Annotated in this window: 24 protein-coding genes; 11 read left to right on the top strand and 13 right to left on the bottom strand. The window is 51.6% G+C overall.

Translation table 11 applies throughout. The annotated features are described in order from the left end of the window. Positions 1–183: 183 nt before the first annotated feature. On the top strand, positions 184–702 hold the full coding sequence (locus AC6I7T_RS21830) for a carboxymuconolactone decarboxylase family protein (RefSeq protein WP_497789780.1): 519 nt from the start codon (positions 184–186) through the stop codon (positions 700–702). Positions 703–782: 80 nt separating this feature from the next. Here the strand turns inward: AC6I7T_RS21830 and AC6I7T_RS21835 are convergent, their stop codons facing one another. After that, complete coding sequence (locus tag AC6I7T_RS21835) at positions 783–1,208, bottom strand: SHOCT-like domain-containing protein (RefSeq protein ID WP_497789782.1); 426 nt, start codon at positions 1,206–1,208, stop codon at positions 783–785. Positions 1,209–1,608: 400 nt separating this feature from the next. Continuing rightward, positions 1,609–1,995 carry a DUF2089 domain-containing protein gene (locus AC6I7T_RS21840; RefSeq protein WP_497789783.1) on the bottom strand — a complete coding sequence of 129 codons (387 nt, stop codon included), beginning with the start codon at positions 1,993–1,995 and terminating at the stop codon, positions 1,609–1,611. Between the two features lie 479 nt (positions 1,996–2,474). Between AC6I7T_RS21840 and AC6I7T_RS21845 the strand changes: the two genes are divergently transcribed. Then, entirely contained in the window at positions 2,475–3,521 is a 1,047-nt protein-coding gene (locus AC6I7T_RS21845; protein WP_497789785.1) for an acyltransferase family protein, read from the top strand. 36 nt (positions 3,522–3,557) lie between these two features. Here AC6I7T_RS21845 and AC6I7T_RS21850 read toward each other — a convergent pair whose 3' ends face one another. The 6 genes from AC6I7T_RS21850 to AC6I7T_RS21875 all read right to left on the bottom strand — a co-directional run bounded on the left by AC6I7T_RS21850 (position 3,558) and on the right by AC6I7T_RS21875 (position 10,312). Beyond that, positions 3,558–4,016: a GNAT family N-acetyltransferase gene (locus AC6I7T_RS21850; protein ID WP_497789786.1), complete on the bottom strand. Its 459-nt coding sequence runs from the start codon at positions 4,014–4,016 to the stop codon at positions 3,558–3,560. Positions 4,017–4,145: 129 nt separating this feature from the next. Beyond that, the gene (locus tag AC6I7T_RS21855; protein ID WP_497789787.1) at positions 4,146–5,534 is read right to left on the bottom strand and encodes a cytochrome ubiquinol oxidase subunit I; all 1,389 of its coding nucleotides are present in this window, start codon (positions 5,532–5,534) and stop codon (positions 4,146–4,148) included. Between the two features lie 80 nt (positions 5,535–5,614). Beyond that, positions 5,615–6,697 carry a cytochrome b gene (locus tag AC6I7T_RS21860; RefSeq protein WP_497789789.1) on the bottom strand — a complete coding sequence of 361 codons (1,083 nt, stop codon included), beginning with the start codon at positions 6,695–6,697 and terminating at the stop codon, positions 5,615–5,617. Positions 6,698–6,710: 13 nt separating this feature from the next. Next, entirely contained in the window at positions 6,711–7,193 is a 483-nt protein-coding gene (locus tag AC6I7T_RS21865; RefSeq protein ID WP_497789790.1) for a QcrA and Rieske domain-containing protein, read from the bottom strand. A gap of 1 nt (position 7,194) precedes the next feature. After that, positions 7,195–8,298: a hypothetical protein gene (locus AC6I7T_RS21870; RefSeq protein ID WP_497789791.1), complete on the bottom strand. Its 1,104-nt coding sequence runs from the start codon at positions 8,296–8,298 to the stop codon at positions 7,195–7,197. Positions 8,299–8,599: 301 nt separating this feature from the next. Beyond that, positions 8,600–10,312, bottom strand: a complete 1,713-nt coding sequence (locus AC6I7T_RS21875; protein ID WP_497789793.1) for a HAMP domain-containing methyl-accepting chemotaxis protein — start codon at positions 10,310–10,312, stop codon at positions 8,600–8,602. Between the two features lie 254 nt (positions 10,313–10,566). Here AC6I7T_RS21875 and AC6I7T_RS21880 point away from each other — a divergent pair, with 254 nt between their 5' ends. The 7 genes from AC6I7T_RS21880 to AC6I7T_RS21910 all read left to right on the top strand — a co-directional run bounded on the left by AC6I7T_RS21880 (position 10,567) and on the right by AC6I7T_RS21910 (position 18,449). After that, positions 10,567–11,880: a flavin monoamine oxidase family protein gene (locus AC6I7T_RS21880; protein ID WP_497789794.1), complete on the top strand. Its 1,314-nt coding sequence runs from the start codon at positions 10,567–10,569 to the stop codon at positions 11,878–11,880. Between the two features lie 144 nt (positions 11,881–12,024). Further along, positions 12,025–12,510, top strand: coding sequence for a pantetheine-phosphate adenylyltransferase (gene coaD, locus AC6I7T_RS21885; protein WP_497789796.1), 486 nt, complete (start codon positions 12,025–12,027; stop codon positions 12,508–12,510). Positions 12,511–12,639: 129 nt separating this feature from the next. Further along, positions 12,640–13,836: a pyridoxal phosphate-dependent aminotransferase gene (locus AC6I7T_RS21890; protein ID WP_497789797.1), complete on the top strand. Its 1,197-nt coding sequence runs from the start codon at positions 12,640–12,642 to the stop codon at positions 13,834–13,836. 108 nt (positions 13,837–13,944) lie between these two features. Continuing rightward, positions 13,945–15,054 (top strand): mannose-1-phosphate guanylyltransferase, encoded by a 1,110-nt coding sequence (locus AC6I7T_RS21895; protein ID WP_497789798.1) that lies wholly within the window; start codon positions 13,945–13,947, stop codon positions 15,052–15,054. A gap of 125 nt (positions 15,055–15,179) precedes the next feature. Beyond that, positions 15,180–16,607 carry a phosphoglucomutase/phosphomannomutase family protein gene (locus AC6I7T_RS21900; RefSeq protein ID WP_497789799.1) on the top strand — a complete coding sequence of 476 codons (1,428 nt, stop codon included), beginning with the start codon at positions 15,180–15,182 and terminating at the stop codon, positions 16,605–16,607. Positions 16,608–16,743: 136 nt separating this feature from the next. Further along, on the top strand, positions 16,744–17,418 hold the full coding sequence (locus tag AC6I7T_RS21905; protein WP_497789800.1) for an HAD-IA family hydrolase: 675 nt from the start codon (positions 16,744–16,746) through the stop codon (positions 17,416–17,418). A 128-nt stretch (positions 17,419–17,546) separates the two neighbouring features. Continuing rightward, positions 17,547–18,449, top strand: a complete 903-nt coding sequence (locus tag AC6I7T_RS21910; protein ID WP_497789801.1) for an alpha/beta fold hydrolase — start codon at positions 17,547–17,549, stop codon at positions 18,447–18,449. Between the two features lie 34 nt (positions 18,450–18,483). Here AC6I7T_RS21910 and AC6I7T_RS21915 read toward each other — a convergent pair whose 3' ends face one another. The 4 genes from AC6I7T_RS21915 to metG all read right to left on the bottom strand — a co-directional run bounded on the left by AC6I7T_RS21915 (position 18,484) and on the right by metG (position 23,117). Next, the gene (locus AC6I7T_RS21915; protein WP_497789802.1) at positions 18,484–19,473 is read right to left on the bottom strand and encodes a polyprenyl synthetase family protein; all 990 of its coding nucleotides are present in this window, start codon (positions 19,471–19,473) and stop codon (positions 18,484–18,486) included. A 62-nt stretch (positions 19,474–19,535) separates the two neighbouring features. Further along, positions 19,536–20,036 (bottom strand): YajQ family cyclic di-GMP-binding protein, encoded by a 501-nt coding sequence (locus AC6I7T_RS21920; protein ID WP_497789803.1) that lies wholly within the window; start codon positions 20,034–20,036, stop codon positions 19,536–19,538. Between the two features lie 44 nt (positions 20,037–20,080). Continuing rightward, positions 20,081–20,950, bottom strand: coding sequence for a TatD family hydrolase (locus AC6I7T_RS21925; RefSeq protein WP_497789804.1), 870 nt, complete (start codon positions 20,948–20,950; stop codon positions 20,081–20,083). Between the two features lie 25 nt (positions 20,951–20,975). After that, positions 20,976–23,117: a methionine--tRNA ligase gene (gene metG / locus AC6I7T_RS21930; protein ID WP_497789805.1), complete on the bottom strand. Its 2,142-nt coding sequence runs from the start codon at positions 23,115–23,117 to the stop codon at positions 20,976–20,978. A gap of 219 nt (positions 23,118–23,336) precedes the next feature. Between metG and AC6I7T_RS21935 the strand changes: the two genes are divergently transcribed. After that, positions 23,337–25,322: an arginine--tRNA ligase gene (locus AC6I7T_RS21935; protein ID WP_497789806.1), complete on the top strand. Its 1,986-nt coding sequence runs from the start codon at positions 23,337–23,339 to the stop codon at positions 25,320–25,322. A gap of 96 nt (positions 25,323–25,418) precedes the next feature. Here the strand turns inward: AC6I7T_RS21935 and pstS are convergent, their stop codons facing one another. Further along, entirely contained in the window at positions 25,419–26,489 is a 1,071-nt protein-coding gene (pstS, locus tag AC6I7T_RS21940; RefSeq protein WP_497789808.1) for a phosphate ABC transporter substrate-binding protein PstS, read from the bottom strand. A 172-nt stretch (positions 26,490–26,661) separates the two neighbouring features. Between pstS and AC6I7T_RS21945 the strand changes: the two genes are divergently transcribed. Then, positions 26,662–26,982 carry a DJ-1/PfpI family protein gene (locus tag AC6I7T_RS21945; protein WP_497789809.1) on the top strand — a complete coding sequence of 107 codons (321 nt, stop codon included), beginning with the start codon at positions 26,662–26,664 and terminating at the stop codon, positions 26,980–26,982. The last annotated feature ends 10 nt before the right edge of the window (positions 26,983–26,992 follow it).

Raw genomic sequence — 26,992 nt, forward strand, 5'->3', positions numbered from 1 at the left:
AGGTCACCGTGAGAAGCTTGTTTCTCTCGGTAGCTTGTCGTGTGTCCAGATAGAGTGTACAGCTGTAACCAAGCCTAATAAGTGTAATGGAGATAAGCGTCCATTCACTTTCCAACTCCATCCATAGAGCATCTGTAAGGTCCTCTTACGGTATGTTGGTGTGCCGAGTAGATCGAGCATCAGGTGCGCCTCACTCGATTGGAGAAGATACTGCCGACATCGGTAGTGCTGCTGCTAACAGACCAATGCTGCCGGGTTTCCCTTTCCATCAATTTCGTTATCATTTCCCATGAGCTACAAACGAAGTACGGTATCGGCAGCAATTTCGGTATCGCGATGGGAGGTCAGAACGAGAGAGAAAGTATGGATGAATTAGAGAGGATAACTGCCAGACGGAAGAAGGCCCATGCAAAGCTTGTCGGTTTGAGATCCAAGGTATATGAAGGCTTTCTTCAAATGGAAAAAGCAGCCTACTCCGATGGCGCTTTGTCGAAGAAGCAGAAAGAATTGATTGCCGTCGGCATCTCTGTTGTAAAAGATTGTGAGTCTTGCATGCAGTGGCATATTGAGCAGGCAGCTGCGTCAGGGGCATCTTTTGAAGAGATATTCGAAGCTATCGAGGTTGGAATCGAGATGGGTGGCGGGCCGGCTACTGTCTCCGCCAGATTCGCTTTGGAAGTAATGGAGAGCCTGAAGCCCTAAGAGCGGAGTTGCCGCATGGGTCTCTTGTAGATACAGGAGACCCTACTCTCTGTGGTTCCGGTTCTGTTGCTCTTCGTCTTCTATTCCGCAAAGATCCTGACTTTGGCTTTATCATCATCGACATCAATGGTCAGATCTTGTAATTGATCTACGATCTCTTCCAGATTCTCAGGGCGTATCTGTGCCAGGTCTATGGCAATGCCTTCCTTCTTCAAAGCATTTTCGACGTGAGTTCGAGCCTGTGTTGGAATCAGGCCTGCCAAACGTACCCCGGAGCGCAGCAATTGCATCGGTACCCGTATATTCACTTTGGAGGGCGCTTTCCCCGGGGTGGTCTCCGTATCGACGGTTACACGAATGTACTTAGCTTTCTGCTTGACCTCTGAGGATGCAGGAGTCGAGGACTGAGCTTCGCTTCCTAGTGCTGCTATCAAGCGCTCTGCTTCTTGTACATTGATCTTGCCGTTAGCAAGCATTTCCAAAACCTGGCGGCTATTCTCGTTCATGTCAATCTCCTTATTCCTAAAGCGAAATCAACGAAGATATAAATTGGAACCACAATGGCTGATATCTATTTCCATGACAGAAGGTGGAAAGGATGGCCATCTGTCACGGTACTTTGCTGGACCATGTTCGAAGATAAAGCGGTTTAGACAATACGAATTCTTAAAGAAATTCCGGGGTTTTCTACCTCGACCAACGTATGTCTTAACGATGTAAGGATTTGCCAAATTACAAAATAAAGGCGTGTTGCGCTGATTCGGACACACAATCCAACTACAAACACAAATGGAAACAGGACGATCAGCAGAGGCAACAACAAAAGCCAGACAAGAAACAGTGGCAGCCACAGTTGGTGTTTCTTGCTACAGCTATGATGCCAGTGAATAATAGCGGCAAAAGGGATCACTTCCTCGCCTCCAGTTCACGAATAGCTTCTTCGGCAGTAATATCGCCGCGGTTGAGCCTTTCAAGAATTTCACTGCGCGATGGAGTGGGATTGTTTTCTACGAACTCAAGATTTGCGGCAATACGAGTCAGTCTGGCCTTGATCGTTGGATAGCTGACCCCAAAGATCTGTTCCATCTCCTTGATAGATCCATGACAGCGGACGAAGGCCATAACAAATACCTGATCTTCAGCTGTCAGTCGGGCCAGTTGCGGTAATTCAAAAGCTCCTTCAATTGCAACTTCCTTTTCTGTGAGCCGTACCCTTTCAACTATGATCGGCTGGCCTTGAGTCATCTTGGTCAGTTCCTGCCAATCGGAAGTTCTATGAGGGCGTACGGACATGGATCAATCTCCTTCTCTCCAACATAATGCATTTCATGATTAATAAAGTCAATTTGCAAATTCAATTTATTAATATTTTTGTTGTATCAAATTGTAAAAATGAATTTTTAAGTGAAATAGAGTATTTTAAGGTGGTCTGGAGAACGAAATTGTACCGATGGGTCCCAAAATCCATCGTTTGCGGTGCTCATTGGCGAAGGATGAATTTAGGATAGAGAGAGCCTACACTCGCGAACCCTCGCAATAGTAGCTGAAAAGAGTGGGTTGCCCTTCAGCCAAAGATCGCACCTTCTGGGAAATTGGGTCCCTCTTAAAGATTTCCGATACGCACGATTGGATCAGGACGGAATAGTTTTTTGGAACAGACCGCCTTTACTGGAGAATGCAAAATACCTGTTGCACAATCAAATTCCGCTACAACGGAGTTCGACACTTTGCCGTCTTCTGAGAGGGGCGTAGGAATAAAACACCCCGCCTGGATGCCCAAGCACATTCCCGAGTTGGATGGACTACGTGGCCTGGCCATTCTGTGGGTTGTTTTGTATCACTGTCATGACAAACTGAACGGTACTCCTTTACTGGCGCTTGCAAAATGGGGATGGGCGGGAGTCGACCTGTTCTTTGTCCTTTCTGGATTTTTGATCACAGGAATTGTGCTCGATTCGAGATCGAAATCAGTTCCTTCCGGACAGTTCTTTCGTGATTTTTATGCTCGAAGGGCTTTGCGCATTTGGCCCGTATACGTTCTTTTACTATTCCTCGTATACCTCGGTGTTCCGCTGATCTTTGGTGTGTCCTGGCTAGCGGAGGCCAAAGCTGCCCCCTGGCTTCACTACGCGCTATTTTTGCAAAACCTCTTTATGATGCCTCTGCCGGGAACATTGGGTCCGACCTGGAGCCTGGCGATTGAGCAGCAATACTATCTGGGGTGGGCACCGTTGGCCCGCTGGTTTCAGCCTCGCAACCTGGCAGTGTTGCTTGTTGGCATCGTTATAGCTTCGCCCTTCCTCCGCATAGGGCTCTCGGGAGCCGTTTCCAGGACCCATACGCTGATTCATCTGGATGGCATCGCATTGGGGAGTCTGGTTGCCGTCGCTCTTCGTTCCGCGCCACTTACGCAAAAGCTTTGGAGAAATATCTCTCGCGTTGTCATTCTTGCAGGTGCTTTGGGGCTTTACTATGCATCTGCCCGTTTTCCCGCGGCGCTGGATTCAGCCTTTGCTCTTCTTTTTGCCGGAATGCTGCTCGCTGCGATCTGTTTCAACGGAACGGCTGGAATTTACACCTCAATCTGGAGGTTCCGGGGCCTGGTCTTTTATGGACGTGTGAGCTATGGGCTTTACATGATCCACATCCTGGTCTTTTCTTTGCTCGGAAATTTTGACTTGATGATGGCTCCTCACGGAATGGCAGGCAATTTAGCGATCGTTTTAGTCCGCTTACTCGTTGCAACAGCGGTGGCTTCGGTACTTTGGTATGGATTCGAGAAGCCTATCCTGGGCTGGAAGCGGCATTTTGCAAACTAAAGCACAACCTTGCTCTTCAGCAGGGGAGGGAAGTGGCTATAGTTTCTTTTTCGATAGGAAGACTAGTTCCAGGTTTGGAGAAACCTGTTTCCTTCGTGTTTCCATGTAGCCCAAGCCTCGATAGAGCTTCAGATTTCCTTCGCTTTTGTGTCCGGTGAACAATTCATAGCTGGTTGCTAAGACCGCATCTTCGATTGCACGGAGGAGATTGCTTCCTATTCCTTGTCTCTGGCAATCGGGATGAACGATGAGCCGTCCGACAAAACAAGTGTCTCCGTCGCGAAAGCCGCGAACGGAACCGATAATCTTTCCATCTATGGTGGCAGCTAGAATGCAATAGCTTGCGAACTCTGCTTGCAGTTCTTCCAGTGTCTGTTGCAGCGGCGGTATCGAGTAGTCTCTGTAAAGTTCAGCCTCACTCTGGTAACAGAGATGCTGTAGTTCCAGGATTTCTGCTGCTTCTGTAACTTTTGCTGGTCGGATGGCAATAGACACGGTTTCCCTCCGCTTCCAGTATCGCTCCGCCCATTGGTAAATGATGTTCGCGGAAGAAGCAAAAGAAAGGGGAGCTTCTTTGCGGGAAGCTCCCTAGGAGTATTTCTGGTGAGGAAGTTATGTTTCTTGCTATCGCTGTGCGGTTAATGTCTTGGTGGCCGGTTTTTGTGCTCCAGGATTTACCTGCGTATCCAGATAGTCGGCTAGGGCCTTCAGCTCTTCTGGTGTTCCGGTGACCGGAGGCATAAAGCGGCGGTAAGGAGAATCTGGCTTGTATTCATGCAGCATATCGATGAAGCTGCCAATAGATGCCCGGTCCCGGCCTGCCAGCAAGCGGTTGAGCGCACGGTACCCGGTTAGCGTGTGGCAGGAACCACATTGACCGCGGTACATCGCTTCTCCCTGCGCAAAATGCTGGCTGGTGTTCTTGTCCAGCCATAGCGTATTTGTCAGATATCCTTGCTGATTTGCTTTGGATACGTAGCTGACCCGCATGCTGTTGGAGTACATATGCCGTCCGACAACATAAGGTTTACGCAGCATCTCTCGGGAGTATTCTCCCGATCCGGTGGCCATAAGTGCTAATAAGAGGATGGCACAGGCATGGGATAGGGTGAAATCGCGTGGACTGCGGTAGGCCATGAAATAGGTCACGGCCAGAATCGTTGCCGAGGTAATGATGATGATGAGTGCAACACGAGTTACTTGCGAAAAGGTCCCGGAGCCGATGGTCGATATTCCCAAGGTCAAGAGTGCACGTTGTGTTTCCGGTACAGAGAGCAGATACCAGATCATGATGATCGGCATCATCAAATACGACGGAATCAGCCAGCGTGTGCTCCACTGCACGGCGCTGGTTTTCAGGTCGGGATCCTTCTCTCCATCGATCCGGCTTGCCGTGATCAGAGCCCATACTCCTGCTAACGAGACGCAAACCATGATACGGAGCAAGAGGCTAGGCCAGTAGGTTGGATTGAAGAATGCATTCCAGAACTTACTGCTTTCGGCGCCCGTACCTGCAACATGCAGCCAGGTATCGCCTGGTGTAAGCATGAAGGTAAGGATTCCGTTGATGATGATCAATGTGCAAAGGGAGGCACCGGCGTAAAGCCACCCTACTTTAAGATGCAGCTTTTCCGGAATTTTATCCCAGCTGTAGTAGTAGACGGCAGCTGCGGAGAGCTCAACGATAAAGAAAACCCACTCAATTGCCCAGCCAAAGACAAAGTTGTGAATCAGGGTACTGGTTGCTTCCGGCTGTGTAAGTCCGATTGAAAACCAGATGCCAACTCCGGAGACCGCTCCGAAGACGCCTGTGAGAATCAGGAAGAACTTGGAGTGGCTGTGCAGCATGCGAATCCAATCCTGCCGATTCTCTTTGAGGGCTTTTCGTTCTGCCATGGGGAGATAGAGTCCGCCGCCTACGGCGAAATGAGAGATCATCACATGAAAGATAGAAATGATCCCAATGACCCATCCGCTGCCGATGACAGGTACTTCCCAGAATGGATAGTTCATAATTCTGCTTTCTCCTGTGTGCTACTGGAAGTGTCTCCGTGACGGTTTCCTTCTCTGTGTGCACACATCTAGCGAATGTCCTAACGTACTCCCCAATAGCCGAGAGCTGTGGTTACAAGCAACCCGACTAACAGGATGATTCCGAAGTAATGGGCTCTCTTCCCTCGTTGGCCTGAGGCACTGGTCGGGTCGTAGAAGGGAATAAGGAGCCAGAGAAGCAAAACTCCTCCAAAGAGCAGCATGCCTCCAAGTTCTCCAATTTCTCCCGGAAGCCAATTACCGATCATCTTTAGCAGGTGGAATGGACTCATGAAGTACCATTCGGGGTGAATTCCCTTAGGCGCGGGAGCAAGCACGTCAGCCTGCTTGCCGAGGTCCCATGGAAAGACTGAGGCCAGGAGAGCGACGACGTTAAGAGTGATGAGCCACATGGCCAGATCTTTGCGCAAGAAGTTCGGGAAGAAAGGAATCGTCTTACGCTCGGCAAGAGGTTTTGCCTCTTCGGAAGGTGGAGCTGCATTGCCGTTCTTCTGCACCAGCCACAAATGGAATCCGAGCAGAGGCAGAAAAAGGGCTGGTAACACGACAACGTGCAGAGCAAAGAATCGCTGAACTGTGAATTCGTTGACCTCTGTTCCGCCGCGTATCATGTTTGCGATCAGAGGACCCACGACAGGTAGGGATCCGGGGATTCCCAACCCTACTTTCGTAGCAAAGTAGGCCAACTCGTCCATCGGCAGCAGATATCCGCTGAAGCCGAATACTGTTGCAATCAGCAGGAGAGCCAGGCCTGAGAACCATCCGAACTCACGCGGCTTGCGATAGGCCTTCATGAAGAAGACCGAAAACATATGTACGCAGATGGCAAAGATCATCAAGTTCGCCGACCAGGAATGAGCCGAGCGAATTAACCAACCAAAGTGCATCTGATATGTGATCTGACGAACAGATTCAAAGGCATCCGCTCCCGGCCGGTAATAAACGAGCAGCAGGATCCCAGTGAATGCCTGAATCAGAAAGAGGAAGAGTGAGATTCCACCCCAGTAGTACCAGAAGGAGTGCTTGTGAACAGGTACAGTCTTGTGACGAGCAAAGGCCATGATCTCTCCGAGACCAAGACGTTCGTCTACCCAGTCGTAAATAGAAGTTGCAAGGGCTTTCACGTTTTTCTCCCGGTTATGCTCGTGAAACAACAACGCTGTCTGTGGCGACGTTGACCTTATAACGGGTAAGCGGTTTTGGTGGTGGTCCGCTTACATTTTGGCCGGTATGTGGATCGTAGTTGCCGCCGTGGCAAGCGCAATGGATACGATTGAGCGAGGGCTCGAACTGCACCGTGCAACCCAAATGCGTACACACTGCACTCAGCGCTACCCATTCGCCATTCGCATGGTGAATGAGCATTGCGGGAGAGCTGCCGAACTTGAACATCAAGGCGGAGCCAGCAGCCAGCTTTTGTGCATCTTTCAGTGTGACTTCTGTTATTGCCGAAGCCCCGGATGCCATTTCTACAGGGGAAGCCAGATATCGATAGATTGGATAAGTGAGCGCGGCAGCATAGGCCACGCCCGCGGCTGCGCCTATACCCATGAAAGCACGCCGGGTATAGGAATCTTCTACGCGTTCAATAGTGCCTTTTTCTGTGACTGGATCGCTCATATCAGGCAGTACTCTCCATAACTTTCTTGGCTCGAGCCATAACGGAGGCGAGCCATATTAGAACCCCAATTCCGGCTACGAAGAGGAAGAGGAACAGACCTACAACACTCCAGTTCGTGACAACGGTTCGTTGCCACACGTCGAATCCCTTGCTTAACAAGGTCAGATCGCGAATTCCGTCGCGATAGATGGTCATGCTCAACATGGTCAGCACCGCTATCAGCGCGACGCTCCATGCCAATAGATTGCTTGCCAGCTTCGCAAAGCCCGCTACCAATCCAATGAGAAGGATGACGGCCATAAGCGCCAGCCATGCTAATCCCGCAGTCTTGTAAACAGCATTACTATGCAGCCCGGCCTGAACAACTGCAGGTTGCAGACGTACTGCCCAAAGACCGGCAGTGACTTGTGCAATGACTCCCAGGACAGCGATCTTGCCACCGACTCCTGCAAGGTATTTGCCATCTTCAAGAGAGAAGCTCTTTCGTCCTGCCAGGTAGAGCATCCATAGACCGCCGAGCATAATGCCTCCGGCCATCATGAAGCACCAACGGGCCAGGATCGTCGGATCTCCGGTTGGTAAGTGTGTTCCTAAGGAAGAATTGGAATACATGCTCGGCCACACTTCCGGGCGAAGCATCAATGTCATATTGCTTGAGTAAATACGGGCGATATAGCCAGCCAGGAGCCAGGCGGACAATCCAATCCACCAGACATTGCGGCCGGCGTCCAGACCGGCGGAGAAGCGATATAGCAGCCAATAGCAGGCCATCAGCAGGAAGATGACTGCGATCCAGTAAGCGCCGATGAGGACACTACTCGTATAAAGGGCTCGTCCGTACAGGACCTGCGCAAAAAGTAGAGGCGGAACTCCAAGGTTGATGACGAAGGTCATGACCACGGGCAGACGGCGCGCAAGGGCCGAAGCTGCTGTTCTCGCCTGGGAGGATTTGGTTAGCAGACTAAGCAGAATTGCTATCAGCAACCCGCCCAACAGCAAATCGACAGCTACAAAATGCAATGCCAGCGTGACGATGTGCAATAGCTTTAGCAGCCAAACAGGCGCGGGCAGCGGTATGGGATCAACCGATGGGAAACCATACATTTTTACGGGGCTCCATACAGCAAAGTGAATTTCTTGAGGAGTTTAGAAAGGATTTTCGTGAGGCGTTGTGACGGGTATCACTTATTCGTGTGTGATTAAAGTCACAAGCCATGCGGAAAGCAGAAATTTCGGGGAATAATGTGATTTATTTCACTGTCTGCAACAGTCCTTTTGACCAGGAGATGTTGGGAAGCAGAGCAGCTTTTCAGGGCAAAAGAAAAGTGCAGTGACCCCGGAGGGTACCGCACTTTTTCTTTACTTCAGATGTCTGGTTAGGCGATCCGGAGTTGCAAACTTCGATTTATGCCCGGCGAAAAGAGGTCACGAGAGAGAGGTTTTCCGGAGCTCCCAATTTGCCGCTAGCTGCTGCCTGGCGATTCTGCGACAGAGTGAATTCGCGGATGATGCCATCGAGTTCACTTGCCAAGTTGGAAAGACTCTTGCACGCTTCCGATGTTTCTTCCGAGGCGTGGTAGTTTTCCATAGAGATCTGGGAGATCTGATTTGCAGATTCTGCAATTTCTCCCGAAGCTGAATTTTGTTGTGTAGCTGCAGTCGCGATCAGTTCGATCATGTGTTCCACATTCTTTGCGGACTCAATGATCGCTTCGAGGCTGGTCCGCGCGCGGCTGGTTTCGTTGATACCGGTATCGACTTCATTCCTGCTGCGCTGCATGACGTCGAGGGTTTCGGTGGTTTCCTGCTGGATGCTGAGAATCGTGCCGGCAATCTCTTCGGTTGCACTCTTGGTGCGTTCTGCCAGACGACGGACTTCTCCGGCGACCACGGCAAAACCGCGTCCATGTTCTCCTGCACGTGCCGCTTCGATTGCTGCATTCAGTGCGAGCAGGTTGGTCTGTTCACTGATCTCCTGAATGACGGTGACGACCTTTCCGATTTCTTCGGATCTGTGGGCCAGGGAGGTCATCTTGTCAGCCACAGAACCGGTGGCCGTAGCGATACGCTCCATGGTGGATGAGGCAGAGCTCATGACGCTTCCACCTTCACTGGCTGTCTGGGCGGATTTACGGCTGGCACCGGAGGCCAATTCAGCGTTCTGACTGATTTCGCCGATGGTGGCCGTCATCTCCTGCGCTGCAGCGGCGATTTGGTTGATCTTGTCGGTCTGAACCTGAGTGTTGCCCGTCGTCTGGACTGCGCGAACACTCAACTGGCTTGCTGAATTTGAGAGCATCTCAGCTCCCTGAGCCATCGAGCTTAAAACCGAGTGCATTGCTTCAACACTGGTGTTCAACGCAGCAGAGAGACGTCCAATTTCGTCTTCGCTCAAGACATCTACGCTTACGGTCAAATCTTTATTGGCTAGTCGTTCTAGAGCTGCGGTTGCCTGCTGGATCGGCGGGGCAATGAGCTTGGTCAGTAGCAGTCCGATGATTCCGCACAAAGCGACGATAACCACTGTTACAACAACCATGACGATGGTGGCGTGGCTACTGGAGGTGGTTACATCCTGGGAGGACTTAATACCAGCCTTCGCGTTCAGGTTTAGGTCGTCGGCGTTTGCCGTTAGTGCTTCGTCTAATTTAGCTCCTGTGGCATCGGACAGAACCAAATCCACCGCATCGGCGTTTTTCCCTGCCTGAATGGCGCTCAAAGCCTTGTTGCTGATTTCGGTGTATTGAGAGAAGGCGCTGGTTAGCTTATCGTGCAGTTCCCGTTCTCCAGGATAGCTGATCAACGGCTCGTATTTCCGCATGTTGGATTGGTAGGTTTCAAGAGCTTTTTGACGCTTGGCGACTTCACTATCTGTGCATGTTGCACTCTGACAAAGCAGCAAGTCTAAATCGGCCCGGCGGACATCGTTGACGGCACCGCGCATATCGGACAGATAGATGACAGCTGGAAAGGTATTTTCGCTAACGCCGGTGCTTACGCTACTCAGACCATGAAAGGTGGTAACTGCGTAGATGCCCAAGCACACGCACAATACACAAACAACACCAAAGGCCAACGCAAATTTGCGTGCGACGGGGAGATTACGAAGCGTGGACATGAAGAAAACATTCCTCTTTGTTCGGGTATTTAGATGTATCTACCAAAAGATTGTCGGCGGAATGAGCGTCCGAATATAGATAAGAAATCAACTATTCCATTTCCATTCCTGAAAAGGGAAATCTGATTAGAAATATTTTATTGTCTGGGGCCCGGAAGAGAGTGTCTTTGCCTAAAGCAATTTGCATGAGTTGCCGATATAAATATGCATCTCATCTTGCTTAAGCATGGTTTCGTGAGGAGCGGGATATTTCCATGGCCAAGCACTCGTGCGATGTATTAGTGATAGGTGCAGGTATTGCAGGCTTAAGTGCTGCCTATGCACTTGCAAAGGCAGGCAAGCATGTTGTCGTGCTGGAGGCACGTCCTCGAATAGGCGGGCGTATCTCTTCCCTGGAAGTATGTGGTTCCGATCTAGCCGTTGAACTAGGTGCGGAGTTCGTGCACGGACAACCTCTCGAATTGATTCAGCTCATCAGTGAAACGAGAAACTCTGCTTTTGAGTTGGACGGTGATGATATTTGCCTTGCTGAAGGAAGGCAAAAGTCCTGCGTCCAGGGCCAAGTATCAGAGGTGCTAAAGCAGTTGCCTTCGGCTGGTGATTGGAGTTTTCGAGAATGGATTGCAGGCAGGGAGTTCTCTTCGGAGCTTGTGAAGCAGGCGATTGATTACGTGGAAGGCTTCAATGCCGCCGACGCAGATATTGTGGGTACGGCTTTTCTGGCAGAGCAGCAAAGAGAAGAGGACGCAATCGAGGGCGGACGCCTTTTTCGCCTGGAGAAGGGGTATGCCTCTCTTCCTGAATATCTATTGCAGCGTTTAGTGGAAGCTCAGGGAGAGCTATTTCTCTCAACCGTGGCTCAAGCGATCCATTGGAGGCCTGGATCGGTGCAGGCGAAAGCCCTGTATGGTGCCAACAAAGCAGTTCTCCATTTTGAAGCTGAACAATGTATCGTCTCTGTCCCGCTAGGCGTTCTTCAGAAAAATGAGATCCGTTTTGACCCTGTTCCTAAAGATCGATTTTCAGCTATATCCCATCTGCGAATGGGAGCGGTAAGAAAGATCATTTTTGTTTTTCAGGAACGGTTCTGGTCGGCAAGATATCCCCGTGCCGGTTTTCTCCTGGTCGATAACGAAATCCCCGGAACATGGTGGACTTCTTTCCCAGACACGACTCCGATGTTGACAGGGTGGATTGGGGGCCCTGCTGCGTTAGATTCATCGATTGCGACGGATGAAGCCTTGATGCGAAAGAGTCTTTCAACTCTAGCGAAGATTTTTGATTTGACTACGCAAGCTCTTGAAAGTCAGATTCAAAGCTGGCACACCCATAATTGGCAGACCGATCCTTACAGTTACGGGGCGTATAGCTACGTTCCTAAAGGCGCGATGCCATCGGCCCTAGCTCTTACCGAGGGTGTGGAGCAGACGTTATTTTTTGCCGGAGAGCATACTGACGTCTCGGGTCATTGGGGAACTGTTCATGGTGCCCTGCGCTCCGGGTTGCGAGCAGCGCAGCAAATTCTGAAAGATGATTCAGCAGTGTATTTGCGTAGAGACGCCTCCTAGAACATTTTCCGCTTAGGTCTAGACATCGGATATCCTGTCGACGCAGGTAACGTATGTGCTGGCATGAATCATTCGTTTTGCCCGTCCTCTATATGAGACCCCTTTTCAAAACTTGAGCCCTATTCGAGTACAATCCCTTTAGCCGTGAGCGTTAAAGCTATTTATCCGGGCAGTTTTGATCCTCCAACTAATGGTCACCTCGATCTTATTGCTCGTGGTGCGCGACTCTTCGATCATCTGGTCGTAGCCATTCTCAACAACCCTCAAAAGCAGCCTCTGTTTTCGGTGGACGAGAGGGTGGAGATGTTGCGGGAGGCGACGGTTGCTTTTGGAAATGTCACGGTCGCGACCTTCGGTGGATTGATGGTTGATTTTGCCCGCCAGCAGGGTGTTCAGGCTGTCTTACGTGGAATCCGCGCCATTTCGGACTATGAGTACGAGTTTCAGATGGCTTTGATGAACCGGCGTCTGGCTCCCGAACTAGAGACGGTATTTCTTCAGCCAGCTGGCCGGTATTCTTTCGTTAGTTCTCGCCTTGTGAAGGACGTTTTCAGCAGCGGTGGATCGATAGAGGGTCTTGTCCCTTCCGTTGTTCTTGCTCGATTGCGAAAGCGTATTTCTTCCCAATAACCAGGTTCCCTCATCATCCTTTTTAGAATGGGTATGACCCTCCGGAGCAGCAGTCAATTGCCATGAAGTTGAGCGGCATAGGCTGGCACGGGGTTTCCTGCAAGGGCAAAAATCTGCAAAGATAAGTGTATGACTGTCTCTGCAGCTCGCAAGGTTTTTGCCGATCGCATCGGTCGCATTGAGGTCTCTGCCACCATGGCTGTTGCTGCCGAAGCCGCCAAACTGCGCGGCCAAGGCGTCAATTTGGTTGATTTCGGTGCCGGTGAACCTCATTTCCCCACGCCCCGTCATATTAAGGACGCCGCAATTGCTGCCATAGAAGCCAATTTCACCCGCTATACCGTGGTTGCAGGTATCCCGGATGTGCGCAAGGCCATTGTGGATCGCCATTCGGCTGATTTCGGCTCGGATTATGCTGTAGACGAAGCTGTCTTCACTACTGGTGGTAAGCTGGCTCTTTTCAACGCCTTACAGGTATTGATCGATCACGGGGACGAGGTGATTCTGCCCGTTCCGTATTGGGTGAGCTTTAAGGACATCATTCGGTATGCCGGTGGCAAGGTTGTTTTTCTGCCCACGAATGAGTCTGAGAATTTCCGGATCACAGCTGACGCCATCGAGAAGGCAATCACCCCCAAAACGAAGGCGATTATTCTGAATTCTCCATCGAATCCAGCGGGGTCGGTAGTTTCTGCAGGAGATCTGGAGCGTATCGTCAACCTCGCCCATGAGCGCGGAATCTACCTGCTGCTCGATGAATGCTATGTCTACTTGAACTATGCGGGGAAGCCGGTTTCCGGTGGTAGCTATACCTTTGCCAAGGAGCACGTCATCGTGCTCGGGTCGCTTTCCAAGACCTACTCTATGACCGGCTGGAGAGCAGGTTTTGCGCTCGGCCCCAAGCCTGTGATTGCAAATATGAGCAAGCTGCAGAGCCAATCCACCTCCAACACAACTTCTTTTGTTCAGAAGGCGGCAATTGCAGCTCTTTCCGGTTCCCAGGAATGTGTTGCCGAATTTCGCTCGGAATTTATAAAGCTGCGGGATCATATGCTGAAGCGGTTGGCGGAAATTCCAGGGGTTACCTGCACGAAACCCGAAGGGGCGTTCTACGTTTATCCCAATATTTCGGCATTTCTGGGCAAGGGGATTCGGACTGCGACAGAGCTGGCAACCCGCTTGTTACACGAGGCTCACGTAGTGGCAGTTCCCGGGGAGGCCTTTGGAACTTCGGAGCATATTCGACTTTCTTACCCTGTTACCCCAGAAAATATCGACGAAGGTACCCGTCGTATGAAAGACTTTTTCGCCAAGCTAGGTGAATAGCCTGGGAAGGGAGCGTATTCCAAACCGCTCCCGATTACCGGCAATTGCTGTGAAAGGCTTCGCTTCCCGCAAGACTCCAGCATCCGGTAGCATTGAGGGAAGATAGCTATGCAAAAATCCGTGGACTTCCGCCCTATTATTTTGGCCGGGGGAAGTGGTACTCGTTTTTGGCCTCGCAGTCGTAAGGCTCGAGCAAAGCAGGTTTTGGCTTTGGACGGGGACCGCAGCATGATTCAGCAGACGGTGGAGCGCTTGAAGCCCCTCGCTGCGTTAGATAGTATTTGGGTCTTCACTAACGATCTGCTCGCGCCGGAGATCTGCGAGCAGCTTTCGACGATCCCATGTGAGCAGATCATCTGTGAGCCGGCAGCACGCAATACGGCTCCGGCCTGTGGTCTAGCTGCATTTCTGATCGAACGCATTAATCCAGATGCTGTATTAGGTATATTCCCGTCCGATCACGCTGTTGGCGACGAGCCGAGGTTCCTGCGCGCAATTCAACGCGGAATCGATCTGGCAGCAGCCGGTGAAAACATCGTTGTGTTGGGAATTGAGCCCAAACATCCGGAGACAGGCTACGGATATATAGAAACCGGAGCTTCAACGGAAGGCGGTGTTCTCCGGGTTCGTCGTTTCACCGAAAAACCGAATCAGGTGAAGGCAGAGGAGTTCGTAAGTGCAGGGAATTACTACTGGAACAGTGGAATGTTTCTGTGGTCTGCTCGGACTTTGGCGAATGCCATACGTGAGCACCTCTCCGAGACGGCACCTCTGCTCGAAGAGATAGCTGGAGCTTTCGGTACACCAGAGTTCAAAGAGGTCTTCGCTGAGCTTTATCCAAAGTGCGAAAACATCTCGGTGGACTACGCCATCCTGGAGCCACGATCTGCCAAGGGAGAAAGCAGTTCCAAGCTCTTTTGCGTGCCGGCTGAATTTGGCTGGAACGATCTTGGTTCTTGGGCGTCTCTTTACGAGTATCACTTGGATGCTCGTGGAGACGACAGCGGCAATGTCACCGATGCGGTGGAGCACATCAGCCTCAATGCCTCGAACAACTACGTATTTAGCCCCAAGAAGTTCGTCGCGCTTATCGGCGTCGAAGATCTTGTGGTGGTAGAGACAGAGGATGCCATCCTCATTGCAAATCGTAACCAGGCGCAAGATGTCGGCAAAGTCGTTAAAGAGCTTGCCGCGTCTGGCCATCATGAGTTGATTTAAGGAAGCTTGATCGGGTTACAGTGGCCCCCTGCGATAGAGATACTTGATGGCCTGTCTTTGTGACAGGCTGTGCATCTTTGCCGCCGCAGCTCGATCAGCTTTCATTAGGAGAAAGCCCTCACTACATGTCACATCCCGTCATCAAGTTTGGTACCGACGGCTGGCGTGGCGTCATTGCCGATGATTTCACCTTCGAAAATGTACGCATTGCTGCCGCCGCCATTGCAAATTACATCCACCGCAAAGAAGATCCGAAAAAAGGAGTCTGTATCGGTTACGATACCCGCTTCGGCTCGCGAGCTTTCGCGCAGGCCGTTGCAGAGGTTCTCTCCGGTACCGGCATTCCAGTTCGTTTCTCCGACCGGATTACGCCGACGCCAGCCCTTTCTTTTGCTGTGAAGCATCTTGGAGCTGCTGGCGGAGTAATGATTACCTCCAGTCACAATCCCTGTGAATGGAATGGGGTAAAGTACAAAGCCTGGTATGGCGGTTCCGGTAAACCTTCGATCATTGCTGAAATCGAGAGCTATCTAGGGCAAGCGGCTCCGGTCGCGGAGCAACGCGCTTCCATTACGGAAGAAGATTTTGTTACTCCCTATGTGCAGGCTATCCGCAAGTTTGTAGACCTGGATTTGATTGCGAAATCCGGACTCAAGTTTGGAATCGACTGTATGTATGGTTCAGGTCGAGGCATTCTCGCCGAGATCTTCCGCTCTATCGGTGTTGAACACGTTGAGATCAGGGCTGAGCTCAATCCGCTCTTTCCCGGGATAAATCCTGAACCGATTGAGCCACACATTCGCGCCTTAGGCGAGACTGTGGTTGCGAATAAATGTCAGGCAGGCTTGTGCACAGATGGCGATGCGGATCGTATCGGTGCTGTCGATGAGCATGGAAATTTTGTCGATCCTCATAAGATCTTCTCCGTGCTCCTTCGTTGGGTCCTTGAGCGGAAGAAGTGGCCGGGAGATGTAACCCGCGCCTTCAATACGACCAAAATGCTGGATCGGATTTGCGCCAAGTATGGCCGTACTCTGCATGAGCATGGAATCGGCTTTAAGTATGTTTGCGATCTGATGCTTGAGAAAGAAATCCTCATGGGCGGGGAAGAGTCGGGTGGAATTGGTTTCCAGCGGCATCTCCCTGAACGCGACGGATTGCTGAACGCATTGCTGATTGCCAATGTGATGGCAGAAGAAGGCAAGACGCTGGGGCAGCTTGTGGCCGATTTGCAAGCGGAGTATGGCGAGCATCAATACGGCCGTATCGATCTTCATATACCGGATGCAATCAAGAACGCTGCAATTGCCCGCGCCAGAAATGGAGTAGCGGAATTGGCCGGGATGAAGGTTCTTCGTGTTGAAACCCTCGATGGGGTGAAGTTCTTCCTGGAGAATCCAGAGGCAAAGACAAAACCGAATGCTGCCGAGACCTGGCTACTGATGCGTGCCAGTGGAACAGAGCCTCTGATGCGCATTTATTCCGAGTCCTGTTCTAAAGAATCGGTACAGAAACTGCTGGAAGCTGCGCGGGCTTTTGCCTTGTCCAACTAGGAGGGATCGCATCCTTCCTCTAATCTATGAGAGGGGCAGTCTTTTACGGCATGTCCCTCTCCGGTCTTCCTGAAGGTCGAATCTAAATACTTAAATTGCAGAAAAGGAGTCTGTTCTGACACAGCTACTCGATCGTTTGCCTCTTGTTCGCGTCCAATGCCGCGGACTGCTTTTTGACATGGATGGTGTCTTGATCAGTTCGATCGGATCGGTAGAGAGAACCTGGACGAAGTGGGCAATCCGGCACGGAATGGATCCTGCATATGCCATTAAGGCTGTTCATGGCCGGCGTGCTTTTGAGAGTGTGCAGTTTTTGCGTCCCGATCTCGATCCCTGGCCCGAGCACAAGTGGATTGAGGATACGGAGGTTGCGGATACCGAAGATATCGAGACGCTCCGTGGAGTGCGAGAACTCCTCACTACGCTTCCGGAGAAGTATTGGACTATCGTGACTTCGGCAACGAACCGTTTGGCTCGGGTTCGTCTGGAGGCGGGGCAGGTTCCTGTTCCAGAGAAGATCATTACTGGCGACGATGTTGTAAACGGCAAGCCCGATCCGGAGCCTTATCGCAAGGGCGCGGAATTACTGGGGTTTGCCCCTCAGGATTGCATCGTAGTTGAGGATGCAGCCTCAGGTGTCGGAGCGGGGAAGGCAGCTGGCAGCCGCGTTCTGGCTACGACCTTTTCTCATTCCATCGACAGACTCTCGGCTGCAGATTGGGTGATTGAAGCGCTAGAAGATGTAAAAGTGACAGTATTGCCTGACGATCAAGGTTTGGAGTTGGAGTTTTCGCCTCTTGCCAGGAATTGATGGTTCAGGTATTTCCTCGGACAGGATGCTCCCACTAGGGATGTCAACCCATTTCCTCGATGTCACATCGAACTCGAAAAGCCTCATGACCTGTCTCTTTGCAGGTCCAGGAGACGGCGAGGAGAGCGATGGACTTTGGTCGTCTGGAGGTCAGGCATCGTAAGCTTGAGATTTCTGGTACTCAGATTTTCTATCGTGAAGCAGGTAATCCGGAATCTCCGAGCATACTGCTTTTGCATGGCTTCCCTTGTTCCTCACATCAGTACCGGCATTTGCTGGTTGCGTTGGCCGATCGCTACCATCTGATAGCTCCGGATTTTCCGGGCTTTGGCTTTAGCGATCACCCGTCCCGGAGCCAGTACGCTTATACCTTTGATCATTATGCCGACACGATCCAGGCCTTGACCGAGGCTCTTGGGTTGATGCGCTATGCCCTCTATGCACATGACTATGGAGCGCAGGTAGGATTCCGCCTGGCAATGCGGTTCCCGGAGCGGCTCGCCGCTTTAATCGTGCAGAATAGCGAAGCCTATTACCGGGAAGGCCGCAGCCCGATCTGGTCAGCAGCAGAGGCCTATTGGCGTGATTCTTCTCTTCCGAAACGGGAAGAGTTCCGACGGAAGCTATTTACCCGGGAAGGGATACGACAGGAGTTCGTAGAGCAGCTACCATTCGAGATCGTAGAACTCCTCGATCCAGGAACGATTGAATTGGCATGGATACAGATCTGTCGTCCAGGGGTGATTGAGGCGCTACTGGATTTGCATCATGACTATCGTCGTAATGTTGAACTGTATCCCTCTTTTCAGGAATTTTTCCGCAAGCATCGGCCTCCGACGCTCATCCTGTGGGGTAGACATGATCAGTATTACTCTGCAGAAGCAGCGTTAGCCTATAAACGCGATCTACCGGATGCAGAGGTTCACATTCTTGATGGAGGACATTGGCTGCTGGAGACGCATGGACTGCGGGTAGCTCATCTGATGCGCCAATTCCTGACACGTCAGAATCAGTCCCAGCTTGCAGCATGAGCAGCTGTGCGGAAGAATGAATCGCTATAGCGGATTACTTATCGCGAGCTACTACAAACTCCGGCACCCAAAGCAGAGCCCGGCGAAATTCGTTATCAGGTAAGACAGAGAGCGTGATGCGCGCCTCTTCGGCATAGCGGAAGGCTGCCGCCATTGCGTAATCTACCGAACCATTGCGAGTGAGTATCTCAACGATCTGCTCGTGTTTCACCCTCTCGAAATTGCGGTCATCGAGAACCCTCTGGATGGCCTTGCGATCGGCAGCTGTTCCATGTTCCATGGAGTGAATGACCGGCAGAGTCGCTTTCCCTTCACGCAGGTCGCTTGCTACCGGCTTCCCTAGAATCTCTTCTGTTGCGGTCAGGTCCAATACGTCGTCGACAATCTGGAAGGCCAGTCCAATATTGCGGCCATAACTACCCAGGGACTCTTCAACGTCGGCAGAGGAGTTTGTCAGCACGCTGCCAAGCCTCATTGAGGTAGCAAACAAACAAGCCGTCTTGCGATAGATGAGATCGAAGTATTCGGCTTCAACTACTGCCCGGCCTAGCTTTTCTATTTGCAGTAACTCGCCTTCCACCATTTGCTGGGTCAGCAATGTGAGCAGGTCCAGAACCTTTAGATTCTGTTCTTCCAGTGCAACGCGAAAGGCTTGCATGTAGAGCCAATCGCCCGCCAGTACACATTTTTCATTTCCCCAGGTGGTATTGGCTGAAGGACGTCCACGACGGGTATCGGCACCATCGATGATATCGTCATGCACGAGCGTTGCGGTATGTACAAGCTCGACGACGGCGCCTAACCGGATAGCGCCGGAGCCCTGGTAGCCAAGTGCCTTGGCTGCGAGAAGCAAAAGAGAGGGACGAAGTCGCTTTCCTCCGCTCTGGCGGAGGTAGTCAGCGATATCGGTAATGATGTTGACCTTGGAGATGGAGTCGCGACCAAGTTCGCGTTCGACAGCTGCGAGGTCGTCTCGAAGTAGGTCAAAGAGCTCTTTTGCCGTCGCTATTGCAAGTGTACTCAACTCTTCTCCTGTACTTCGAGCGGTCTCGCGAAACTTCAATTCGTATTACGTACTACCAGGTTCTAGTTCGAGCGGTAATTCGTGAACTGCATGTCGATGCCGAAATCGTGACCCTTCAGCAACGCGATGGTCTCTTGTAGAGTATCGCGATCCTTGCTACTAATTCGAACCGTATCTCCTTGAATCGAAGCTTGTACCTTTTTCTTCGAGTCCTTCACGATACGCACAATCTCTTTGGCCTTCTCAGTAGGGATACCCTGCTGAAGAGTAATTTTTTGCCTTACGCTCTGCCCTGATGCGGGTTCTACTTTGCCATAGGTCAGAGCCTTTAGGGAAATGTTTCGCTTGACCAGCTTCTGCCCAAGTATCTCAGTTACGGCTTTGAGCTTGTATTCATCTGCCGAAGCAAGCTGGATAGCATCATTTCCTTCCACTGTGATTTCCGAACGAGAATCTTTCAAATCGAAACGAGCCCGGATCTCTTTTATCGCCTGATCGATGGCATTTCGTACTTCCTGAATATCTACTTTGCTCACAATATCAAAGGAATTGTCCTGAGCCATTAGCCTTCTGTCCTTTGGAAGCGCATGCTTCCTGTTCTTATTTCCTACTTCCCATTCTTGATGTCCGCCAGGAGGGAACGGTCGCTCTCTATCGCTGCGTCTGGCGTGATATCAAAAAGCCGGAAGAAATTGTTTGTTGTCGTGGAAGTCACAACTTCCAACTCTAGACCTTTCTCCTCTGCAATCTGTCGCGCTACCTCAGCGACCCATGCCGGTTCATTACGCTTACCCCGATAAGGAGTGGGCGCCAGGTATGGAGAATCGGTCTCAAGGACAATATTGTCCAGTGGAATTTTAGCTGCTACATCGCGGATGGATTGCGCTTTGGGAAAGGTAATATTCCCCGCAAACGAAACCAGAAATCCAAGATCCATGCCCCGACGAGCCTGCTCCCAATTACCGCTGAAGCAATGGAGAATGCCTCCGAGTCCTGCAGGACGCCATTCAGATTCCAGTAAGGCCAGAGTGTCTTCCCAGGCGTCGTTGCTGTCCTGGGATGGACGGCAATGAATCAGGATCGGACGTTTCCTCTTGGCTGCGATCTCCATCTGTTGCAAGAAAACCCGTTTCTGAAGGTCGTGCGGAGTCCCTTGATGAAAGTAATCAAGGCCAATTTCTCCACAAGCAATGACCTCAGGCTCGGAAAGAAGACGATCGAGCTTATCAAGCGCTTCTTTGTTCACCTTCTCGCCTTCGTGGGGATACACACCTGCGGAAGCCAGAATCCGCGGGATTCCGGGCTTACCTGCAAACTCACGGCTGATCTCAAGGGCCTGATGCATCTCTTCCGGACCTTCTCCGATCCCGATGGACAGGATTGTACGCACACCTGTTTCCCAAGCCCGCATAAGCATTGCTTCGCGATCCTCGGTATAACGTGGGCTGTCCAGATGGGCATGAGAGTCAATCAACAACGAGGCATCTCCCAATTCTCAATTTCTATTTCAGACGTGAACCGATTTCGACGTCTTCCAGGAAGCTGGCCAGAACGGGCTTGCCTTTTTCTCCTATGGAAGCAGCAACAATCATGCCATTCGATTCATAGCCGCGCAGCTTGCGAGGTGCCAGATTGGCGACGATTACGACCTTGCGTCCGATCAAGGACTCCGGTTCATAGGCTTCGGCAATACCGGCCAGAATCTGGCGTGTCTCATAGCCCAGATCTACTTCCAGGCGCAATAGCTTATCGGCTTTTGGGATGCGCTCTGCGACCTTGACTTGGGCTACGCGCAGTTCGACCTTAGCGAAATCGTCAATGGTGATCTTCTCGGAAACCGGCGCCTCTGTTGCTGGCGCTTTCTCCTGCGGCTTTGCCTCAGCAGCTGGTGCTGCCGCTGCCGGAACTTCAGGTGTAGCCGCTTGGTTTGCAACACTGGCGACTGCATTGGCATTGTTCTGTTGTTCGAGGTCCTGCATACGTTGGATCGCGTCCTTTTCTGCTCTGGGGAAGACCGGACCAATCTCGTCAAGTTTGGTCTCCGGCTTAAGCTGGCCCCATTGAATTTTCTTCAGGTCGGCCTTCTCGATTTCGCCTAACCCTAGCTGTTTCCATATCTTTGCTGCCGATTCAGGAAGGATCGGGTATACCAATGCTGTGATGATGCGTAATGCCTCAGCGCAGGTATAAAGAATCGCTGCAAGTTGCTTGCGGCAGGCTTCATCGTTAGCTGCGCCCAGTTTCCAGGGAGCGGTAGCCGTGATCGTTCCATCGACTGTAGCGATTAGTTTCCACAGAGCTTCGAGTGCCTGGGAGAAATTGAGCTTCTCGAATTCGTTGGCAAAGTCTCCAATTGCTCTCTCAGCGTGCTGTGCGATTTCCTTGAGCGCCGCTTCTAGAGCTTCATTCCCGGTAGGGGAGGCAGCAGGAACAACGCCATCGAAATACTTCTGAATCATCGTCAGCGTGCGGCTGGCGAGATTACCGTAACCATTTGCCAAATCCGAGTTATAACGCTGAACCAGTGCGTCGAAAGAGAAGCTGCCATCCTGGCCGAAAACTACTTCGCGCATCAAGAAGTAGCGCAGAGCGTCTGCTCCGAGAATCTCAAGAATGGTTTCTGCCCGGACGATATTGCCCCGGGACTTGGACATCTTGCTCTGTTCGAAGAGCAGCCAGCCGTGAGCAACGATGCTTTTGGGCAGGGCGAGTCCGGCGGCGAGCAGGAATGCAGGCCAGTAGACGCAGTGGAAGCGGCTGATTTCTTTGCCGATCAAGTGAACGTCTGCAGGCCAATACCGCTCAAAGCGGGCCTTGTCTTCGGGAGCATTGCTACCGTAGCCCAGCGCTGTGATGTAGTTGGCGAGGGCATCCATCCAGACATAGATGACGTGCTTCTCGTCTCCGGGAACCGGAATTCCCCAGCTGAAACTAGTCCGGCTGACGGAGAGATCCTTAAGCCCACCACGCACAAAAGAAAGGACTTCGTTCCGCCGGGCCATGGGCTGGATAACGATCTTCCCGTCGGTATTGTCGCCATCGCGTTCCGGATCCCAATAGAGATCCAACAGTTTGCGCTCGAAGGCGGAAAGCTTGAAGAAATAGTTCTCTTCCGTGACGGTCTCGGTAATACGTCCGCAATCCGGGCAGGGCGATCCCGGAGGTGCATCTACATAGAGTTCGCAGGAGACACAATATTGTCCAGTGTAGGTTCCTTTGTAGATGTAGCCCTGCTCCTTCAGATGGCTAAAGAGCTTCTGCACTCCGCGGCGATGCCGTGATTCCGTAGTCCGGATGTAGTCGTCGTAACCAATCTTCATCCGATCCCAGAGGGTATGGAATTCGCCGGAGATGGTGTCGGCAAATTCCTGTGGGGTTCGTTCGGCAAGCTTGGCAGAACGCTCGATTTTTTGCCCGTGCTCATCGGTGCCGGTCAAAAACCGGGTATCGAACCCGAGAGCCTTCTTACGGCGCATGATTGCATCGCCAACGATCGTCGTATAGGTGTGGCCCAGGTGTGGGCGTGCGTTGACGTAATAAATCGGCGTCGTGAGATAAAACTTTGATGAATTGGACATGGCGTGCGAAAACCGCGCAGCCCTTCTTACAGGCTTTGTTGTGCGGATCAGTAACTCTGTCTTCATCTTACCCGTTTCTGTACCTGCTGTGTTCAGCTGGGGCAAACTAGCGCTGTTAAGCCGGTTCTCTCCCCAATTGGGGCGCTCAGAATACTCCTGGCAGACACGCGAAACGGCAAAACGCCTGAACCGGATGAGTTCCGGATCCCTGCCCCGATCTCCGATTCTGCTAGAATCACTAGAAAAATCAGGTGTTTTCGCCCTGCTCCTATCGGTGATCTTGACGTGTATCTAAAACAGCAACGCAGGCTTTTGGAGCGACTCCGCTCCGTCCTTAAAACGAAGTACGATATTGAGCTCGATACCATTGCTATTGAGCAGCCCCCTGAGATTCGTTTCGGGGAATATGCTTTGCCGGTAGCCTTCGAACTGGCCAGGAAGCTTAGAAAGGCTCCTCGTGCCATCGCTACCGAATTGGTGTCCGAGTTTGGCTCGGTGGAGGGCTTTTCCGGTTTCGAAGTTGCTGGTGCCGGATATATCAATGCCCATCTGGATCGTGGTGTGGCGGCACTTGCGGCTGCTACGGACGATGAGCGTGAGCCTCTAGATCCCGGTACCCATTCTCTGGTCGAACATACCAGCATCAATCCCAACAAAGCTGCTCATATTGGCCATTTGCGGAATGCCATCCTCGGGGATACCTTCGTACGCCTGCTGCGTGCCTCCGGACAGAAAGTCGATATTCAGAACTACATCGACAACACTGGCGTTCAGGTTGCAGACGTGGTTGTGGGTTTCCTTCATTTGGAAGGGATGTCGGCTGATCAGGTAAAGGCTTTGCTCGCTGAACTGAAAGCGAAGGGCGAGCGGATCGACTATTACTGCTGGGATCTCTATGCCCGGGTTTCTCAGTGGTATGGGATTGGAACAGAAGAAGAGCAGAAGGCGCATAAACAGGTTCGTCTGGATACCCTTCACAAGATCGAGCATGGCGGAAATGAGACGGCAGAAATTGCCGAGCTGATTTCTACGGCCGTGCTGCAGCGGCATCTCGAAACCATGCTGCGTCTGGACATCGAGTACGATTTCTTGCCGCGTGAGAGCGAGATTCTGCACCTTCACTTCTGGGAGATGGCCTTCGAGCTGCTGAAGTCCTCCGGAGTGCTTTATTTCGAAAGCGAAGGCAAGAATAAGGGCTGTTGGGTAATGAAGCGTGCAGGAACAGCGGAAACTGCACCGGAAGACGGCCCAGATGAAGATGCCAAGGTCATTGTCCGTTCCAATGGAACTGTCACTTATGTGGGCAAGGACATTGCCTATCACCTGTGGAAATTCGGTTTGTTGGGTCGCGACTTCGGGTATCGTCCCTTCTTTCAATATCCGAATCACGAATGCTGGATCTCGGCTGAAGATGGATCGGCTCAACATCCTCATTTCGGGGGAGCGCAGAGTATCTACAACGTCATCGACAGCCGCCAGAGTGACCCGCAGAGCAATGTGATCGAAGCTTTGCGCGGAATGGGGCATGTCGATGCTGCAAACCGTTATACCCACTTCTCCTATGAGATGGTGGCTCTCACTCCACGTTGCGCGATGGAGCTGGGGTACGACGTTTCGGAAGAAGACCAAAGCCGTCCATACATCGAGGTTTCAGGACGTAAAGGTTTCGGTGTAAAGGCAGACGATCTGATTGACAAGTTGATCGCTGCGACACGAAAGGAAGTAGACAGCCGTCAGACTGAGCGCAGCGAAGAAGAGCGTGCTCAGATTGCCAAGGAAATTGCAGTTGGAGCGCTACGGTACTTCATGCTGAAGTACACCCGCAATTCCGTTATTGCCTTCGACTTTAAGGATGCGCTCAGCTTCGAAGGGGAAACGGGGCCTTATGTCCAGTATGCCGTGGTTCGTGCCAGGAACATCTTCCGCAAAGCCGGGCTTACTCCCGAGGAAGTACTGGCCAAGTTCTCTGCTTCCGATGCAGGTAAGTATATGTCTGAAGAAGATGGATCAGATATTTGGTCCTTGTGGCTGCGAGCTTCGAAAAGAACTCTCCTGTTAGAACAATGTATTTCCACTGCGGAGCCTGCGTATCTGGCTAAGCATGCGTTTCAGTTGGCGCAGGAGTTCAACAACTTCTACCACAAGCATCACATCCTTACTGAAGGGGACGAGAAGAAGAAACTCTTCCTGTTGGCAACAGCTGCAGTTTCCCTGCGGGAGTTAATTCAGGCTCTTGCGTGGTTGGGGATTGCGGCTCCGGAGGCGATGTAGACGGTAGCTTTTCGTTCTTGAAGTCTCAGTTCAAAAGGCCGCAAGATCTGCTCAATAAGTAGATCTTGCGGCCTTAGTCTTTAATACTTCATTTCTTTACTGGATTGGCTGACCAGCTGTGGTCAATTTCTCCAAGGCCTGTTTGTCGAATTGTTTTACGCCATCAGGTAAAGGGGCATAGTTTAACTTTCCTGCTGCGACCTGTCCCTGGTCGATGACGTAGGCAACAAATTGCTTCAGAGCCTTTCTCTTCGAAGCATCCTGTCCATCCTTAGGCAATATGAGGAAGGTGAGTCCTGCGATCGGATAGGCATCTGCTGCCGTGGCCGGAGGGTTAACAACTGGGAGGCGCGGATCTTTTGCCAACTCATTTTTGAAGGCATCGATAGCGGCTGTCGTGCTGCTTGTGCCGGGCAGTACATATTTACCGGCAAGATTCTTGATCGCAGCTACAGGCAATTTATTCTGCTCTGCGTAAGTCAGCTCGACATAGCCGATTGCACCGGGAGACTGACGTACCTGACCGGTGACACCTTCGCTGCCTTTCCCACCTAGACCAATAGGCCAGTTTATCGATGCTCCCTTACCGACCTTGGCCTTCCATTCGTCACTTATCGCGGCCAGATAGGTTGTGAAAATATTCGTTGTTCCGCTGCCTTCTGCTCGATGGGCTACTACAACCGGCTGATTGGGAATCTGCACGCCAGGATTATCTTTGGCAATGATGGGATCCTGCCAAGACTTAATCTTTCCTAGAAAGATTCCTGCCAGTGCCTCCGAGGAGAGTTGCAGCGGCTTGCTGAGTCCGGGAAGATTGTAGATCAGGCAAACAGGGCCGGCACTCTCGGGAATTTGAAGGATCGGAGGCATGCTTGCAAGCTGTTCATCGGTTAGGGTGACGTCGGAAGCACCAAAATCAACGGTTCCCGCTTTAACCTGCTGAATGCCCCCTCCCGAGCCAATCGATTGGTAATTGACGTGAACATTCGGGTGGGTTTGTTGGAAATCCTGAACCCAGCGTGTCATGACCGGGTTCACAAAGGTGCTTCCCGCTCCGGAGATCGTGATCGTCTCGGAAGCGCCTTTGGATTTACAGGCCCAAAGTCCGGTGAGCATCAATCCGCATGCTGCTGCCAGAGCTATGTTCTTTCCATAATTACGCGACACGTTTATGCCTCCTAAGGCAAATTCGTTGAGGATAGGACACGCTGAGATGTCTCTGGCCGGCAGAATTCATCGAGAATTGAGGCTGCGATCCTTGGCAACAATTTTTCCTGCGCCGTCCTTCCTACAGAACTATAAGCGATTGAATCCGCGAAAGGGACCGGAGGTTCATCCTATGGCGCAAGGTTCTTTGAAGGGCAAGAAAATAGCAATTCTAGCTACAGATGGATTTGAACAGGTAGAGCTGCTCGAGCCCAGAAAGGCTCTGGAAGAAGCTGGTGCCACGACTCACGTTGTTTCGCCAAAGGACGGTGAGATTAAAGGCTGGAACTTTAAGGAGTGGGGGCAGAGTGTACGTGTCGACAAGACCCTAGACCAGGTGAATCCGGATGAGTATGACGTCCTGGTTCTACCGGGCGGCGTCATGAATCCCGACCATCTCCGTATGGAAAATAAGGCCATAAACTTTCGTTCGCGGCTTTGTACAGGAAGGTAAACCGATAGCG

The sequence above is a fragment of the Humiphilus diazotrophicus genome (assembly GCF_059726315.1).